Genomic DNA, 14,686 nt, shown 5'->3' with positions numbered 1-14,686 from the left:
GCGCTAGGTGTCTGGTCCCGGAGTGTGGGGGAATCAGCCTGAGGACCTGCTTTCCAAAGGGGCGATCAGACGACTTGAAACGAATCCCGTGCATCAGTCGATCCAAACGACCTGGCTGCCGGAGCTCCGGCCCCGCCTCCTCGGCGTTTGCGGAGCGTATTCCCCCGTTCCTGTTCGAGGGTGAGATGCCCCCGATAGAGACCTGGCCTAAACGGACCACCGACGAGGACGCGCGCGGCCAGAAAGGCGACATTCTCGAAGGCATCGGCGGGTCGCCTGGGCGGGTCACCGGAATCGCCCGCATCGTCATGGACGGGTCCAACCCGGACGTTCTCAATCCCGGCGACATCCTGGTCGCTCCGATCACTGACCCATCCTGGACGCCACTCTTCCTTGCCGCCGCCGGCGTCATCGTGGATGTCGGCGCGGTGATGAGCCATTCCGTGATCGTATCCCGCGACCTCGGGATTCCCTGCGCCGTCTCGGTGACCGACGCGACGAAAATCATCCCGGACGGCGCGCTGATCGAACTCGACGGCGACACCGGCGCCGTAACGATCCTTGATGTGGCGCCGCAGCTCGCGGCGGCCTAACTAGGCCGGGGCGGATGCGCGTATTGTCGGCCGAGAGCGGGCCTTTCGCCCGCCGTGCGTCTGAGAAGCGGCGCCTGTCCGCACGTCTCACCTTGCGCGCCGCGCCGAGCATTCGACCTGCACCGCGCGGCCGGCCATCGAGTGTACGATATCGCAGAAAATCGCAGATCTACGTACAAGATCGTCGCCCGTGATGGCGGGCGAATACACCAACCCACACTGCAAGGGCTTTTTTTCTTGGTTGGACTTGCGGAGCGGGCGAATGCGCGTGAAGGCGCGGCGCTTTTCACCTTCGGGACGTGAGCGCTCGCCCGCACTCGCCTATCCCCCAGAAATCGTGCACGTCCACGGGCTGATGCGGCCCTATCCCACTTCAAAAAACCTGCTCAGATTGGCCGTCATGAGATTTTTCTAGATCTCCCGGTGCACACGTCGTGCACACGAGGCCACCTAACCAATTGAAAAAATTGAGCTCTCGTTCCAATCCATCATGGGCAAGTTTGAGCTAGCTCAAGCAATCGAAATCCAACGAGCCTGTTTCTTGCCGAAGGGAATGCCGGGGTTCGACGGCGCGGCTGTCCGTGACGATCCACTTTGTGTAATCTCGCTGCACTCGACCTCTTTGGGAGGATTGCCATGAGAGCCTTCCTGCTCGCCTGCGTGGCCGCTGTCGTCTTGGCGGGATTCGGCGCCGCGGTCCTTGACCGCGTGCAAGAGCCGGTCGCAGAGGCCTTTGCAACGACGGCCGTGCGGCTTTAGCGATCTCGCCCCCGGGGGAGGCGGCGTTGCTCCTACTCTGCCGCCGTGGCGGCCGGCTTCGAGCGCGCATCCTTGGCTGCGGCGCGCGTCTCCTCCTCCTCCAGCCACAGGCTGTGGTGCTCTTTCGCCCAATTGACATCCACGATGCCACTGCCCATCGCCTCGAAGGCGCCCTGCATACCGATGGTGCCGATGTAGATGTGGGCCAGCATCACCGCGACGAACAACACCGCCACAATCGCGTGGACCACCGCAGCCATTTGCATTCCTTCGATGCCGGACAGATAGAACGGGAACATCAGCTCATATCCGGTGATCGCAACGGCAGCGCCGCCGATCACGACGATCCAGTAGACCGCCTTCTGCCCGGCGTTAAAGCGATAGGCCGGCGGATGATCGTGACCCACGATGCCGCCACCACGCTTGATCCACTCGACATCGACCTTGTTCGGGATATTGCCGCCGAGCCACATCAGGAAGATCAGCACCACCCCGATGGTGAACGGGAAACTCAGATAGTTATGCGCGTACTTCGCCCATTGCGACCATTCGGAGAATGCTTCGTGGCCGATCAGCGGCAACAACAGCGGACGGCCGAAGGTGATGTTCAGTCCGGAGATTGCCAGAATGATGAAGCAGGTCGCAGTCATCCAGTGCACGAAGCGCTCAAAGGCGCCGAAGCGCACGATCGTGCGCCCCGATCTCCCGGCCTGGAGGCGGACCATGCCTCGGATGAGATAGAAGGCGACGAGCGCCACGAGCATGCCGAGGATGGCAACTCCGCCGATCCAGCGCAGGGTGACGTTGCGAAATTCGCGCCACTCGCGCCCCGCCGGCTGCTCCAGCACGCCTGACCGCTGATCGGGAATGCTGACACGTCCCTGGATCCGGTTGAGTTCCTGCAGAAGCTGTTGCTCCTTCACCGCGCTAGCGGTCGGGTTGATTTGTTGGGCGGTGGACGGCACCGACGCCGTGATCATCAACGCGAGCGACCATGCGCCCAGTGCGAGACGGATGTGTTTTGCAAGAGACGCCATGAGCTCCTCCCGGTATTTGCGCGAGCCCGCCTCAGGATTCGATCGTCTCGCGATAGGCGGTTTTCCAGCCCCAGGCGCCCGAGCCGTAGCCGCGCTTCATCACACGTTCCTTGTAGATCTGGGAGATGATCTCGCCATCGCCGGCGAGTAACGATTTTGTGGAGCACATCTCGGCGCAGAGCGGCAATTTCCCCTCGGCGAGGCGATTCGCCCCATACTTCTCGTACTCCTCCTTGCTGCCGTCGGCCTCGGGGCCGCCGGCGCAGAACGTGCACTTGTCCATCTTGCCGCGGGAGCCGAAATTGCCGATCTTCGGGTATTGCGGCGCGCCGAACGGACACGCGTAGAAGCAATAGCCGCAGCCGATGCACAGATCCTTGGAATGAAGTACGACGCCATCAGCGGTGGTGTAGAAGCAGTTTACCGGGCAGACGGCCGCGCAGGGCGCATCGGTGCAGTGCATGCAAGCCATGGAGATCGATCGCTCTCCGGGCTTGCCGTCGTTGATTGTGACGACGCGGCGCCGGTTGATGCCCCAGGGCACCTCATGCTCATTCTTGCAGGCGGTGACGCACGCATTGCACTCGATACAGCGGTCGGCGTCGCAGAGGAATTTCATCCGAGCCATGTGCGTTGCTCCTCTAGGCTGCGACGATCTGGCATAGGGTGACCTTGGTCTCCTGCATATTGGTCGCAGGATCATAGCCGTAGGTCGTGATCGTATTGGCGCTTTCGCCAAGCACGATCGGATCGGTCCCCTTCGGGTAATTGCCGCGAAGGTCCTTGCCCGCGAGCCAACCACCGAAGTGGAAGGGCATCCAGGCAACGCCCTTCCCGACCCGTTCGGTCACCAACGCCTTCATTCTGGCACGCGAGTTGTTTTCAGCACCGCTCACCCAGACCCAGCCGCCATCCTTGATGCCGCGATCGGCGGCATCGGCGGGGCTGATCTCGATGAACATGTCCTGTTGGAGTTCGGCGAGCCACGGATTGGTTCGCGTCTCTTCGCCGCCGCCCTCGTATTCGACCAGGCGGCCCGAGGAGAGGATGAGCGGGAATTGCTTGGCAATCCCCTTCTCCACCGCGGCCTTCTGCACGGAGAACCCGATGTTGGGCATGCGGAACTGCTTGGCATCGGGAAGCGTCGGATATTTGGCGACCAGATCGACGCGCGGCGTGTAGATCGGCTCGCGGTGAACCGGAATGGGATCCGGCAAGCCGAACGCGTTCATGCGCGCCTTGCCGTTGCCATAAGGCACGCAGCCGTGCATCAGCGCGACGCGCTGAATGCCGCCCGAAAGGTCGAGCGACCACGACACCGCGTCCGGAGTGGCCGGACTGATCCTGTTGATCGTGGCCATCTCCGCCTCCGTCAGATCCTTGTCCCAGCCGAGCTTCTTCAGGCTCGCCAGCGTGAATTCCGGATAGCCGTCCTTGATTTCCGAATCCTTCGAATAGGACCCGTCGGCGAGCAGGCTGACCTTCCGTGTCGTGCCGTCGGCCAGCTTCTCCTCGCGTTCGATGCCAAAGCGCGGCCGGAACGTTCCGCCGCCATCCATCACGCCGAGATTTGTGTTGTAGAGAAGCGGCGTGCCCGGATGCCTGACCTCCGGCGAGCCCCAGCACGGCCAGGGCAGGCCGTAATAGTCGCCGCCGACTTCCGGATCGTCCTTCGGAGCCCGCATCGTCAGCATGTCGAACTTCGCCTGGTTCTTCATATGGGCCTTGAGACGCTCGGGCGATTGCCCGCAATAGCCGGTCGACCAGCTGCCGCGATTCATTTCGCGCAGGATGTCCTCGGCCTCGGGCAGATTGTTCTCGACCTTGATGTTCTTGAACATCTTGTCGGAAAAGCCGAACTTCTTTGCCAGCAGATAGGTGATCTCGAGGTCGTCCTTGGATTCGAAGATCGGCTTCACGATCTGCTCGCCCCACTGCAGCGAGCGGTTCGAGGCGACACGGGACCCCTTGCACTCGAATTGGGTGGCGACCGGGAGAATGTAGAGACCGTCCTTGCGCCCGGCCTCCACCGCGAGCGAGGTCCAGGTGGTCGGATGCGGGTCGGCGATGACAAGCAGGTCGAGCGCCTTCAGACCCTTCAAGGATTCCGGAATGCGGGTGATGCTGTTAGATGCGTGTCCCTGCACGAACACCGCCCGCACATTGTCTTTCTGGGCGACCTGGTCTTTCGGCAGCGTCACCGCCTCGAACCAGCGGGTTAGCGGGATGCCGGGCGCTTCCATGATCTGCTTGGAGTCGAAGCGCGACTTCAGGAAGTCATAGTCGACCTCCCAAACGCGCGACCAGTGCTTCCACGCGCCCTCGGCGAGCCCGTAGTAGAACGGCAGCGTAACGATATCGAGTCCGACGTCGGTTGCTCCCTGAACGTTGTCATGGCCACGGAAGATGTTGGCGCCCATGCCCGGTCCGCCAATATTTCCGGTCATCAGGAGCAGGATGCAACTCGCCCGCACGTTCGCGGTGCCGACCGTCTTCTGAGTCTGCCCCATGGCCCAGATCAGCGTCGACGGCTTTTCCGTTGCGAACATCTTCGCGACACGCTTGAGCTGTTCACCGGGAATGCCGGTAACGCGCTCGACCTCCTCCGGATTCCATTTTTCGACCTCCTTGCGAAGATCGTCGAAACCATAGACGCGCTGCCGGATGAATTCCCTGTCCTCCCAGCCGTTCTGCAGGATGTGCCACATCATACCGTAGAGCACCGGAATGTCGGTGCCTGGCCGCATGCGGACATACTCAGTCGCGTGCGCCGCGGTTCGCGTCAGACGCGGGTCGATGACGATAAAGTTGGCCTTTTGCAGCTCCTTGCCCTCGAGCAGGTGCTGCAACGACACCGGATGCGCCTCGGCCGGATTGCCGCCCATGATCATCTGGGTCTTGGCATTGCGGATGTCGTTGAAGCTGTTGGTCATCGCGCCGTAGCCCCAGGTGTTGGCCACGCCGGTGACGGTCGTCGAATGGCAGATGCGTGCCTGATGGTCGGTGTTGTTGGTGCCCCAGAACGCGCCAAGCTTGCGGAATAGGTAGGAACCCTCGTTGGTCATCTTGGCCGATCCGAGCCAATAGACGGAATCGGGACCCGACTTCTCGCGCACGTCCAGGAGCTTGTCACCGATCTCGTTGATCGCGGCCTCCCAGGAGACCCGGGTCCACTGCCCGCCCACCAGCTTCATCGGATAGCGCAGCCGCCGCTCGCTGTGCACGAGTTCGCGCACGGAGGCGCCCTTAGCACAATGCGATCCGCGATTGATCGGGGAATCCCAGGTCGGCTCCTGGCCGATCCATACGCCGTTCAGCACTTCCGCAGTCACGGTGCATCCAACCGAGCAATGCGTACAGATGCTCTTGCGTGCCGTCGCACCCGCGGTCAGCGGCCCCGCGGCGGCAGCCTCCGCCTCGCGAACGCCACCGAGGGGCAGCGTGCTGAGCGCAGCGAGCGCACCGCCGGCCAGACCGGACCGACGCAGGAATGTGCGGCGGTCGAGGCCGCCGGTTTGCCCGGACAGGAGGGCCGCGACGGATCCATGTCGGACGGAATCGGAACGCTGTGTTCTCCTGATCAGCATGGCCGCCTCCCTCAACGTGGATAGCGATTGACGCGATAGTACGCCTTCACGTGGTCGGTTTCCTTGTAGCGGGCCTTGCGCTTCTCAGCTTCGGTCTCGCTGTCGGCTTGCGCCGGCGCGATCAAGGGGGTTGCCAGCGCGGCGCCTGCGCCAACCGTGCCGATTCCGACCTTGCGAAGGAAGTCGCGGCGGCCTGCCGTCATTTTCTTCTCATCGCTCATTGCACCTCTCCTGGACCGGGCAGCCGGTCAATTGGCGAACTTGAAGGCCTCTGTTTCAATCTCCAAAAACACGCATCCCAGCGTCCCGACCGCTCGATAGAACTTGGCGCGTTCGGCCTTCGCCATGTCAGCGAACAAACGTCCGATCCAGCGCGAAACATGCTTCTCGAAGAAAGCGCGCTGTGCTGCGAGCGACGCCGGGAAACGACCAGCCACAAGGCCCGCCATGATCTCGCATAGCGTCGCCGCATGGTCCTCGGGTTCTGGATTGCTCTCTACCCGCTCGATGCCAAGCGCGGCCAGATCGTCACGAAGCCGCGACAGCGGGCGCTCATTGAGGAAGCCGGTCAGATAGTAGGACGCGTAGGGCAGCAGTTCGCCGCGCCCAACGCCAACGAACAGGTCAAAATATTCGCGCTCGACCTCGGTTGCGACCGCGATCGAAGCGGCCTCCGCAAGAGCGGAGTGGGCGCGACCAAGCGGCGTCACATCGCCGTTCAGTCGCGCGATCTGCTCAAGGAAGTCTTGCGACGGCGCCGACGACAGCAGGGTCGCAAGCAGTGCGTATTCCTGCGCGCGTCCGGCTTCGATCGGATCGAGCATGTCCGATATCGCAAGCTCGCTATAGAGATCGGGACGAAGAATTTTTCGCGAGATGCCCGTCGCGATTTCGACAGCGATCACGCGTTGCGCAGGCACCCGGTTCCAGTTCGACACCGAGGGCTGGGCAATACCGATTTTCCGGGCTAGCTGGGCTACACCGCCCGCAGCATCGATGGCACTTTCAAGGCCCGCATCGCGCACGCCGCCCTCCCATCCTCGGGGCCAAGCGCTTGATTGCGTTTGCTTAACAAAGACTATTCGGGAGCTCGGAAGCGGTCAATCGATGCGCATAGCCTACGGCTATAGCATTTGGTCGCAGCCTATCGGGGTAGCGCGCCACCATGTGCGCGCCGCCGAACGGCAGTTTCGTCGCCCGGGCCTAGCAGTTGCGGTGCAGCAGAGATTCGGGGCAATTCCCCGGTTGCGGACTCATCGGACAGTGGGAGATCCGGGCGCGCCTTTAGCGGATTTGATGCTTGCGCCAAATCGTCGACCGCAGCGACGGCCGGTCGCGTGGCGTCTTCGACAGCCCCTTCGATCGGGTTGGTCGCGTTCTCGGCGGCCTGCACGAGGTCCCCGACAACGCGGCGGACGAGTGCGTCAACCTGCTCGGCCGAATAGTCCAGCGGACCGAAGCCAGGCATGGCGGCCGGGTCGTTGAAGTCCCAGGCGTTTTCCGCCAGCCCCATGAAATCGCGAATGGCAGGATCGGCGCTCCAGGCGCGGCGAAGCGCGGCACGGCTCAATTCCTGAGGAATGCCCTTGCGAAGGAAGGCCGAGACGTCGGTCGCGGCATCAATCGATTCAATGGACGGCAGGCTCGACAAGTCCAACTCGGTCGGACAGGGCTCCGCCACGTCAGGGCCCGCCGCCGGCGCATTCGCCTCGGCGGGTTGTTCGGGCCTTGGTTCGGCGTGGCCGTCCCTCGCGGCCTGCTTGCGTCGCGACCAGCGCGCCAGAAAGTCGTCTTCGCTCATTCGTGCTCACCTTCATGGCGCCGTTGCGCCAGCGCTTCCGGATCGGCGCGGCTCCGCTCGCGCTTGAAGAACTCCTTCTCGACGTGGTGCTCGGCGATGAAATCTTCAATCGCCTGGCGCAGCACCTCAGGCATCGGCACCGCTTCGACGAGATTGGCACCGGCCCCCGTGAACGCTTCCCCTTCGGCGGGATCGGCCGTGACCGCGGAAAGGAGGTAGGACGAGGCTCTCTCGGCAGGGCTCAACACGATCCAGATGCTTGGCGCGCCGGAGGTGAGATTGTCGCGGTAGCGATCGGTTTCCGAGCGGTAGAGTTCGACTGTCGCACTGCCGGCGTAAAACAGCGTCACTCCATCCTGCTCGCGGATCACCGTCCACGGCGTCATCTCCGGCTCGTCCGGCAGCACCCCGACGCCGCGCCAGACGACGTCGATCCACGGAGAATCCGCTCTGCGGCGCTCGACCACGACGCCGACGGAGATACGGACCAGCGGCTCGACGACGGGGCTCACGTCACGGCCTCCAGATGCTTGATTGGCAACCCCGTTAGCAAGTTCTGGGGTTTCATCCGGACGACCTGATCGGACATCATTGCGAGGATCAGATAGGCCGGCATGCGCCCCGCGGCGTCAACGATCAGGCCGGGATCCGCAAAGCTCAGCCGAAACAGCGCCAGCACGCGCCCCGCGGTGCGGTCGTCGAGGGATTCACCCTGCCAAAGCCGGTCACCGATGCGGGTCGCCTCCGAATCCAGGCCCACATACCAGGTGAGTTCCGCGTTGCGCAGTTCGGCCAGCGGGTCGATCGTCACAGCGATCCCGAGCAGATGCAAGATCCAGCGCCGCATCGCGCCGGCCAGCGCGACCTGCCCCCGCCCTCCGCCGGTCAGATCAAGCGCCATATCGAACTGGTCACTACGTTGCCAATAGCCGTCGGCGTTCTCCTCGCTGAGAACGTCGAGTTGGGTATCGTTCGTCGCGCCCAGCATGGACATCAGCGACAGCACCGGCGTCGGGCTACGCCCGCCAAGGATTTCATCGTCGCCCACGATCAGCAAATGCTCGTGCGGCAGGACCCGCTGCGGCCGGAAGAACAACTCGGCCGCGCGGAGTTGAAACGGATCCTCGCAGCGATCAAGCGCATTGCGCAGGATCACATGCACCAACTGGTTCATGAACAGCGGCGGCAGATTGACCGAGCCTGAACGAACCGTCGCGAGATAGGCCGCCTCCAGCGTCGGATGGCGCAGCAGGAGGTCACGAAATGCCAGCACGAACTGCCAGTTCTCCTGCGCGTCGGCATCGCCGATCGCGGCCACCTCCGCGTCTCCGACCGGGAGGCGCGGATCGGCCAGCAATTGCCGGTGCAAGCGACGCTCGACCGGGCACGCGTTATCCGGCGGCATCAGCTCGGGGCGTGCAAAATACGCCTTCAGGTATTCATCGGTGACAACGAGCGCGCCGCTCGCGTTGCGGTCGAGCAGATGGTGGCCGCAGGCGATCCAGAAATCCTTCATCTCTCTGGCTCCTTGATCATCTCGGCAAGATTAAGATCGCCGCCTCGTTCGACGTCATCCTCCACTTCCATGAACGAGAACGCCTTGCCGTGCCTCTGCCCCTCGCGCAGCCGCAAGCTTCGGAAGGACTCGCGAACCTCGCCATCGCGCACCGAGCGGTGGACTGCAATCAGCGTGCTGACCGGATGGGCACAGAGCGATTGCGCAAAGGCAACCTCCTCTTCTGCCGCCCCGCGCGCGGTTGCAAGATCCGGCGCACCGAGCCGTTCGACCAGCCGCTTCGCAAGGAGCTCCACCAGCGCGCGGCGATCGTCGGCGGTCGCCGGAACGATCTGCGTCAGCGTCGACCAACCCCAGGATTGCACTCCGAGAAAACCGCCGCGGAACGCGGAACGGTCCTTACCGTCCAGTTGCGCCAAATCTCGATCAAGGAAGCGGAACGCGCCCGGCACCGCCCATTCGCCGGGCTCCGCCGGCACGTCGAATACGAACGTGTCGGACGGATCGAGCGCAATGGTGCGCAAGAGCTTCACAGGCGCGGCCCTCCGAGCTTCGGATCGAGCCACGAGGACGATAGGAGGGATTTCCTCAAATCGCGCCGCTCGGTTCGATCTGCTCCGACCCGGCGCACCAGAAGATCGCCGTTGTCAGCGATCGCGCGAGAGGTCTGCGGTTCGTCCGTCAGCCGGTTCAGGAATTCACGGGCGACTGCGTCAAAACCGTCGATTTGCCAGGTTTCGGTCGCGAGCATCAGGTGCCGCGCAAAGCTTTCAGTTATCCGAACCGCGCCGGCCTCGCCAAAGCCCTCTTGATCGAGCGCCGAAGCGAGTGGGTGGACGGCCGCGTCCGCCTCGGTCATCGCAACCGTCCGGATCATGGCACCGAACACCAACCAACGCGGCGGCTCATCCTCTTTCGCAGACGATGGCCAGCCAAGCCGGCCACCACCGACGAGCCCGCCATCGACACGGACCGCATCCGGCCAGTCGATGGCGACCTGCTTGTTCGGCGGTGCGTAGGCGCGCAAGGCATCGGTCAATGCCACCATGGCGGCATAGAAGGCGCGGCGGGCGGTGCACAAGGGCTCGCCGGGTTCGAGTACGACGGCGAACTCAGCAAGATCGAAGCGCCCCACATAGGTCAGTGTACCTGCCCCGCTTTCCTCCGCGATGCCGATGGCATGGGCGAAGGCATCGCGCCTCTCGCGCAGCCTCACCAGCGTGAACGGCGGAGGCAGGTCAACGGGCTCCAAGATCGATGAGCACGTGCGGACGGTCGACGACAGACGGACCTCCAGCTTCCATTTCTTCCCGTGTGATAATAGCTTATCCGAGCAAAGGGGACGGCGCGAGTCCGCCCCTCGTTCTCCGACCGCTTTGGGAGGTGAATAGCCGCGTATGCCGGATTCGCCGAAGACGATCCTGATCTGCTCGTGCGAAGACACGATGCGTCTCGACACCACAACGATCAAGCGAGGATGTCGCAACAGCGAGATCGCCGAATTCCGACAGCTGTGTCGAGCCGAGCTGGATCGGTTTCGCGATGCAGCGAAGGTCGCGGCGCCAATGATCGTTTGCTGCACCCAGGAGGCGCCGCTGTTTGCCGATGCGATGGAGGGCCGCTCGGAAAGAACGGAGTTCGTCAACATCCGGGAGACCGCAGGATGGTCCCTGGCAGGGGGACAGGCGGGGCCGAAAATGGCAGGGCTGCTCGCAGCAGCGTCCGAGCCCGCGCCGCCCTACCCGTTTGTCACCTTGTCGAGCAAGGGCGTGATCCTGATCTATGGCCGCGACGACGTCGCGCTTGAAGCGGGCCAACTGCTGGCAGATCACCTCGACGTAACGGTCATGATCACGAGGCCAGCGCAGATTGCGCCACCGGCGACAACGTCGTTCCCGATCGTCAGGGGAACGATTCGCAACGCCAAGGGACATTTGGGCGCCTTCGAGCTTGTGATCGACGACTATGCCGCGCCTCGCCCCTCCTCGCGCGACATGCTGCTGTTCGAGGGGCCGCGCAACGGCCTGACGTCGCGCTGCGACCTCGTCCTGGATCTTTCCGGCGGGACGCCGCTTTTTCCCGCGCACGACCTGCGCGAAGGCTATCTCCGCGCCGACCCGGGCGATCCGCCCGCGATGCTGCGCGCGGTACTCAAGGCGCGCGATCTCGTCGGCAGCTTCGACAAGCCGCAATACGTCAACTTCACCGCAGAGCTCTGCGTGCATTCGCGGTCGAAGCTGACCGGTTGTCATCGCTGCCTCGATCTTTGCCCGTCCGGGGCGATCACGCCGGATGGCGATCACGTCAGGATCAATGCGGAGGTCTGCGCCGGATGCGGCCAATGCGCCGCCGCCTGTCCGACCGGCGCGGCAACCTATGCCCTGCCGCCGGCCGATGCGCTGTTGCACAAATTGCGCGCGATGCTTTTGTCCTATCACGCAGCCGGCGGCGCCAATGCCGTCGTCCTGTTTCACGATGGCCAGCACGGCACTGCGCTGATCGATGCGCTTGCCCGTCATGGCGACGGGCTTCCGGCCAGCGTGCTGCCGCTCGCGGTGAACGAGGTGACGCAGGTTGGACTCGAGGCCGTCGTCGCTTCCTTCACCTATGCTGCGGCCGGGATACGCTTTCTGCTTCGCACAAAGCCGCGGCATGACGTCGCTGGCCTCTTCAAGACGATCGCGATGGCCGATGCGATTGTCTCCGGACTTGGGTTGAAAGGACGTAGGGTCGAAGCAATCGAAACCGACGATCCCGACGCACTCGGCAAGGCGCTCTGGTCAATCGAGCCGGCGCCGACCGTCGAGCATCCCGCGAGCTTCCGGTCCGTCGGCAAACAGCGCGAGTTGCTTCGCCTCGCGCTTCACGAGTTGCACCGCCTGGCGCCTTCCCCGGTCGACATCATCGCGCTGCCTGAAGGCGCACCACTCGGCGCGATCAGCGTCAATGTGGAGGGATGCACCTTATGTCTGTCGTGCGTATCGGTCTGCCCGACCGGTGCGCTGCGCGACGATCCCGAACGTCCTGTGCTCAAATTCGTCGAAGATGCCTGCGTGCAATGCGGATTGTGCCAGAGCACCTGCCCGGAAAAGGTGATCACGCTCAGACCGCAGATCGACTTCCGTGCCGCCAGGGCTCCCGCGACGATCATCAAGGAGGAAGAGCCGGCGCTTTGCATCCGCTGCAACAAGCCGTTCGGCGTGAAGAGCACGATTGAGAAGATCGCAGCGAAACTTGAGGGCCGGCACTGGATGTATCCCGCCGGCGACAAGCGGCTCGATACGGTACGAATGTGCGCGGATTGCCGCGTGATCACCATGAGCGAGCAGCAGTTCGACCCGTTTGCCGGCGTGCCACAACGCGCGGCGCCTCGCACGACCGACGATTATCTGCGCGAACGGGAAACCAAGAACTAGAACCAATTGGGACCAGCACACTTGGGAAGGCGCACCATGTCTCATCTCATCAAAGCTCATTTTGCGTTCATTGCCGTTGGAGTTGCCCTTGGCGCAGCGATGATCCCGGCGCCCGTCGAAGCCGCGCGCCTGTCGAACGCCGACAAGGTCGCCCTGAAACAGGCGATCGTTGCCTGCAAGGCGGAGGCGAAGGGCAGGAAGGTCAAATGGCTCGCGCGCCGGAAATACGTGAACAATTGCGTCTCCGAGGCCCTGAAGCAACATCCAAACGTCGACATTGTTCGCTTGATCAAGGAGCATCCAAACCTAACGAACCTCCCGGTAGAGAAATGGCCCGGCTTCTGACCGCATAAATCTGCGCAACGGCCCGCTATCGTCGCCCCAACGTCGCACGCCCCAGGAAATCCGTGAGCGCCTTGCGGTCCTCGACCGACCCGATCCGCTGCTCCGGCATTTTTGTACCCGGCGTATAGGTATTCGGACCGAGCTCGAAGAGCCTTGCCACCGTTTCGGGAGCCCAGACGATATCCATTTTCGTCAGCGCGTCGGAGAAGCGATATCCCGGCAACGACGCAATCCTGCGACCATACAAGCCATCGAGCGTGGGGCCGGCGCGCTGCGGCTCCTCCGCGGACAGCGTGTGACACGCAACACACGCCCTAAACACCTCGGCGCCACGATCTCCGGCATAGGCTGCCAGGGGATCGCTTTGCGCAGCCTGTGGCGACGAGCCGACGGGATCGCCCGTCTGCGCGTTCCAGCGGCGGATCCTGCCGTCCGCGCCGCCCGTCAGCAACGCTGCAGTGTCGGGCAGGAATGCCACCGCCCAAACCGGCGCTCCCTGAGTGGCGAGCGATTGCACAATGCTCCGCGCCTTCCGGTCGATGACGGAAACTCCTCCGCCAATTTCCGTTGCCGCGATCAACGTGCCGTCCGTGGACATCGCCAACGCGACGATCGGGGTCGACCCGGCTAGAATCTCGCCGGTCTCATGCCCGCTCGACGTCAGAAACCGTACTTTTCCGTCGCCTCCGCCCGTTATGATCTCGCCTTCGGGTGCGACTGCCACGGCGTTGAGAGGCGACGGAAGCAGGGCGACATCCGGCGTTGCCGCCACCATCGGCCAGATCCTCAACTCGCGGTCGTAACCGACGCTGACCAGCGATTGTCCGTCCGCAGTAAAGGCAACTCCGTTCACGTTCTGCGTATGCCCTTTCAGTATCTGCGACGCGCCGCCGATGAGTGACCAGACGCCAACCGTATGGTCCCACGATGCCGTAGCGAGCTTGGTTCCGTCCGGCGAGACGGCGAGCGAAACGATTGGCGCGTGATGACCCTCGAAGACCTGATCCGGCTGCTCCCGGCCGGGTGTCCAGATCGCGATCAGCGCGTCGGTTCCGGCTGTCACCATTCGTCCATCCTTCAGGAACGCGACCGCATTCACAGCATCGGAGTGAAAGCGAAGGACTTGCTCCGCGGATTCGGTCTTGAGTGACCATCGAATTGCTGATGTATCGAAGCCGCCTGACAGAGCCCTGTTGCCATCGCTCGAGATCGCGATCGCCCGAACGGGCCCGCCATGACCCGCGAGTTGACCTTGCGCCGGCGTTGAATCAAATGCCCATAGGGCGGCAACGACGCACAGATTTGAGAGCCAATTCATCGGCGGCTCACGGGTCGGCTCCGGCACGTTGCCGTTGCCTTGCAGGATAGCATGCACGCGCTTGACCCGGGTCAACGACGAGGGCCGTGGTTGGGTTTCCATGCTGCGCCGCGGGATTGGAATGGCCTACCCTACTCAATGCCGCAATGGCGTCTGATCGGCTTGAACCGAGGGTCGTCGGCTCCTATGCTGAACCCGACGCGTCGAGGATACGGCATGCAAATACGATCCAAAACGTATCTGCATTTCATTTCGCTGTGGCGATCACTTCGCAATTCGATTTCGCCACACGATGGCGACGGGCCCCGTGAGAC

Annotated in this window: 15 protein-coding genes; 4 read left to right on the top strand and 11 right to left on the bottom strand. The window is 63.3% G+C overall.

What is annotated here, in order from left to right:
• Positions 1 to 185: 185 nt before the first annotated feature.
• Entirely contained in the window at positions 186 to 593 is a 408-nt protein-coding gene (locus tag ACVIGB_RS49635) for a PEP-utilizing enzyme (protein WP_456723738.1), read from the top strand.
• Between the two features lie 636 nt (positions 594 to 1,229).
• Positions 1,230 to 1,352 carry a hypothetical protein gene (locus tag ACVIGB_RS49630; RefSeq protein WP_456723739.1) on the top strand — a complete coding sequence of 41 codons (123 nt, stop codon included), beginning with the start codon at positions 1,230 to 1,232 and terminating at the stop codon, positions 1,350 to 1,352.
• A 32-nt stretch (positions 1,353 to 1,384) separates the two neighbouring features.
• On the opposite strand, the gene ACVIGB_RS49625 is transcribed toward ACVIGB_RS49630, so the two are convergent.
• The 10 genes from ACVIGB_RS49625 to ACVIGB_RS49580 all read right to left on the bottom strand — a co-directional run bounded on the left by ACVIGB_RS49625 (position 1,385) and on the right by ACVIGB_RS49580 (position 10,530).
• Positions 1,385 to 2,389 (bottom strand): formate dehydrogenase subunit gamma, encoded by a 1,005-nt coding sequence (locus ACVIGB_RS49625; RefSeq protein ID WP_456723740.1) that lies wholly within the window; start codon positions 2,387 to 2,389, stop codon positions 1,385 to 1,387.
• A gap of 31 nt (positions 2,390 to 2,420) precedes the next feature.
• Entirely contained in the window at positions 2,421 to 3,017 is a 597-nt protein-coding gene (gene fdh3B / locus ACVIGB_RS49620) for a formate dehydrogenase FDH3 subunit beta (protein ID WP_456723741.1), read from the bottom strand.
• Between the two features lie 13 nt (positions 3,018 to 3,030).
• Positions 3,031 to 5,976 (bottom strand): formate dehydrogenase subunit alpha, encoded by a 2,946-nt coding sequence (locus ACVIGB_RS49615; protein ID WP_456723742.1) that lies wholly within the window; start codon positions 5,974 to 5,976, stop codon positions 3,031 to 3,033.
• Between the two features lie 11 nt (positions 5,977 to 5,987).
• A complete protein-coding gene (locus ACVIGB_RS49610; protein ID WP_207830496.1) occupies positions 5,988 to 6,197 on the bottom strand; it encodes a twin-arginine translocation signal domain-containing protein in 210 nt (69 codons plus the stop codon).
• A 27-nt stretch (positions 6,198 to 6,224) separates the two neighbouring features.
• Positions 6,225 to 7,001 (bottom strand): Cro/CI family transcriptional regulator, encoded by a 777-nt coding sequence (locus tag ACVIGB_RS49605; RefSeq protein WP_456723743.1) that lies wholly within the window; start codon positions 6,999 to 7,001, stop codon positions 6,225 to 6,227.
• Positions 7,002 to 7,120: 119 nt separating this feature from the next.
• Positions 7,121 to 7,777 carry a DUF3306 domain-containing protein gene (locus tag ACVIGB_RS49600; RefSeq protein ID WP_456723744.1) on the bottom strand — a complete coding sequence of 219 codons (657 nt, stop codon included), beginning with the start codon at positions 7,775 to 7,777 and terminating at the stop codon, positions 7,121 to 7,123.
• Complete coding sequence (locus tag ACVIGB_RS49595; RefSeq protein WP_456723745.1) at positions 7,774 to 8,289, bottom strand: DUF3305 domain-containing protein; 516 nt, start codon at positions 8,287 to 8,289, stop codon at positions 7,774 to 7,776. Before ACVIGB_RS49595 ends, ACVIGB_RS49600 begins: the two co-directional genes overlap by 4 nt.
• Positions 8,286 to 9,293, bottom strand: coding sequence for a DUF6352 family protein (locus ACVIGB_RS49590; RefSeq protein WP_456723746.1), 1,008 nt, complete (start codon positions 9,291 to 9,293; stop codon positions 8,286 to 8,288). Before ACVIGB_RS49590 ends, ACVIGB_RS49595 begins: the two co-directional genes overlap by 4 nt.
• Positions 9,290 to 9,826, bottom strand: a complete 537-nt coding sequence (locus ACVIGB_RS49585; protein ID WP_456723747.1) for a DUF6505 family protein — start codon at positions 9,824 to 9,826, stop codon at positions 9,290 to 9,292. Before ACVIGB_RS49585 ends, ACVIGB_RS49590 begins: the two co-directional genes overlap by 4 nt.
• Positions 9,823 to 10,530 (bottom strand): biotin/lipoate--protein ligase family protein, encoded by a 708-nt coding sequence (locus ACVIGB_RS49580; protein WP_456725248.1) that lies wholly within the window; start codon positions 10,528 to 10,530, stop codon positions 9,823 to 9,825. The genes ACVIGB_RS49585 and ACVIGB_RS49580 overlap by 4 nt, the downstream gene beginning before the upstream one ends.
• Positions 10,531 to 10,738: 208 nt before the next feature.
• Here ACVIGB_RS49580 and ACVIGB_RS49575 point away from each other — a divergent pair, with 208 nt between their 5' ends.
• Positions 10,739 to 12,709 (top strand): 4Fe-4S binding protein, encoded by a 1,971-nt coding sequence (locus tag ACVIGB_RS49575; RefSeq protein WP_456723748.1) that lies wholly within the window; start codon positions 10,739 to 10,741, stop codon positions 12,707 to 12,709.
• 36 nt (positions 12,710 to 12,745) lie between these two features.
• The gene (locus tag ACVIGB_RS49570) at positions 12,746 to 13,054 is read left to right on the top strand and encodes a hypothetical protein (RefSeq protein WP_456723749.1); all 309 of its coding nucleotides are present in this window, start codon (positions 12,746 to 12,748) and stop codon (positions 13,052 to 13,054) included.
• A gap of 25 nt (positions 13,055 to 13,079) precedes the next feature.
• Here ACVIGB_RS49570 and ACVIGB_RS49565 read toward each other — a convergent pair whose 3' ends face one another.
• The gene (locus ACVIGB_RS49565) at positions 13,080 to 14,372 is read right to left on the bottom strand and encodes a c-type cytochrome (RefSeq protein ID WP_456723750.1); all 1,293 of its coding nucleotides are present in this window, start codon (positions 14,370 to 14,372) and stop codon (positions 13,080 to 13,082) included.
• Between the last annotated feature and the right edge of the window lie 314 nt (positions 14,373 to 14,686).

This window comes from Bradyrhizobium sp. USDA 4341 (assembly GCF_054063755.1).
This window is presented reverse-complemented; position numbering and strand designations above follow the sequence as displayed.

Excerpts from the sequence above, each read along its gene's own strand:
- ACVIGB_RS49635 (WP_456723738.1), top strand. The coding sequence starts at position 186 with ATGCCCCCGATAGAGACCTGGCCTAAACGGACCACCGACGAGGACGCG.
- ACVIGB_RS49630 (WP_456723739.1), top strand. The coding sequence starts at position 1,230 with ATGAGAGCCTTCCTGCTCGCCTGCGTGGCCGCTGTCGTCTTGGCGGGA.
- ACVIGB_RS49625 (WP_456723740.1), bottom strand. The coding sequence starts at position 2,389 with ATGGCGTCTCTTGCAAAACACATCCGTCTCGCACTGGGCGCATGGTCG.
- fdh3B (WP_456723741.1), bottom strand. The coding sequence starts at position 3,017 with ATGGCTCGGATGAAATTCCTCTGCGACGCCGACCGCTGTATCGAGTGC.
- ACVIGB_RS49615 (WP_456723742.1), bottom strand. The coding sequence starts at position 5,976 with ATGCTGATCAGGAGAACACAGCGTTCCGATTCCGTCCGACATGGATCC.
- ACVIGB_RS49610 (WP_207830496.1), bottom strand. The coding sequence starts at position 6,197 with ATGAGCGATGAGAAGAAAATGACGGCAGGCCGCCGCGACTTCCTTCGC.
- ACVIGB_RS49600 (WP_456723744.1), bottom strand. The coding sequence starts at position 7,777 with ATGAGCGAAGACGACTTTCTGGCGCGCTGGTCGCGACGCAAGCAGGCC.
- ACVIGB_RS49590 (WP_456723746.1), bottom strand. The coding sequence starts at position 9,293 with ATGAAGGATTTCTGGATCGCCTGCGGCCACCATCTGCTCGACCGCAAC.
- ACVIGB_RS49575 (WP_456723748.1), top strand. The coding sequence starts at position 10,739 with ATGCGTCTCGACACCACAACGATCAAGCGAGGATGTCGCAACAGCGAG.
- ACVIGB_RS49570 (WP_456723749.1), top strand. The coding sequence starts at position 12,746 with ATGTCTCATCTCATCAAAGCTCATTTTGCGTTCATTGCCGTTGGAGTT.
- ACVIGB_RS49565 (WP_456723750.1), bottom strand. The coding sequence starts at position 14,372 with ATGAATTGGCTCTCAAATCTGTGCGTCGTTGCCGCCCTATGGGCATTT.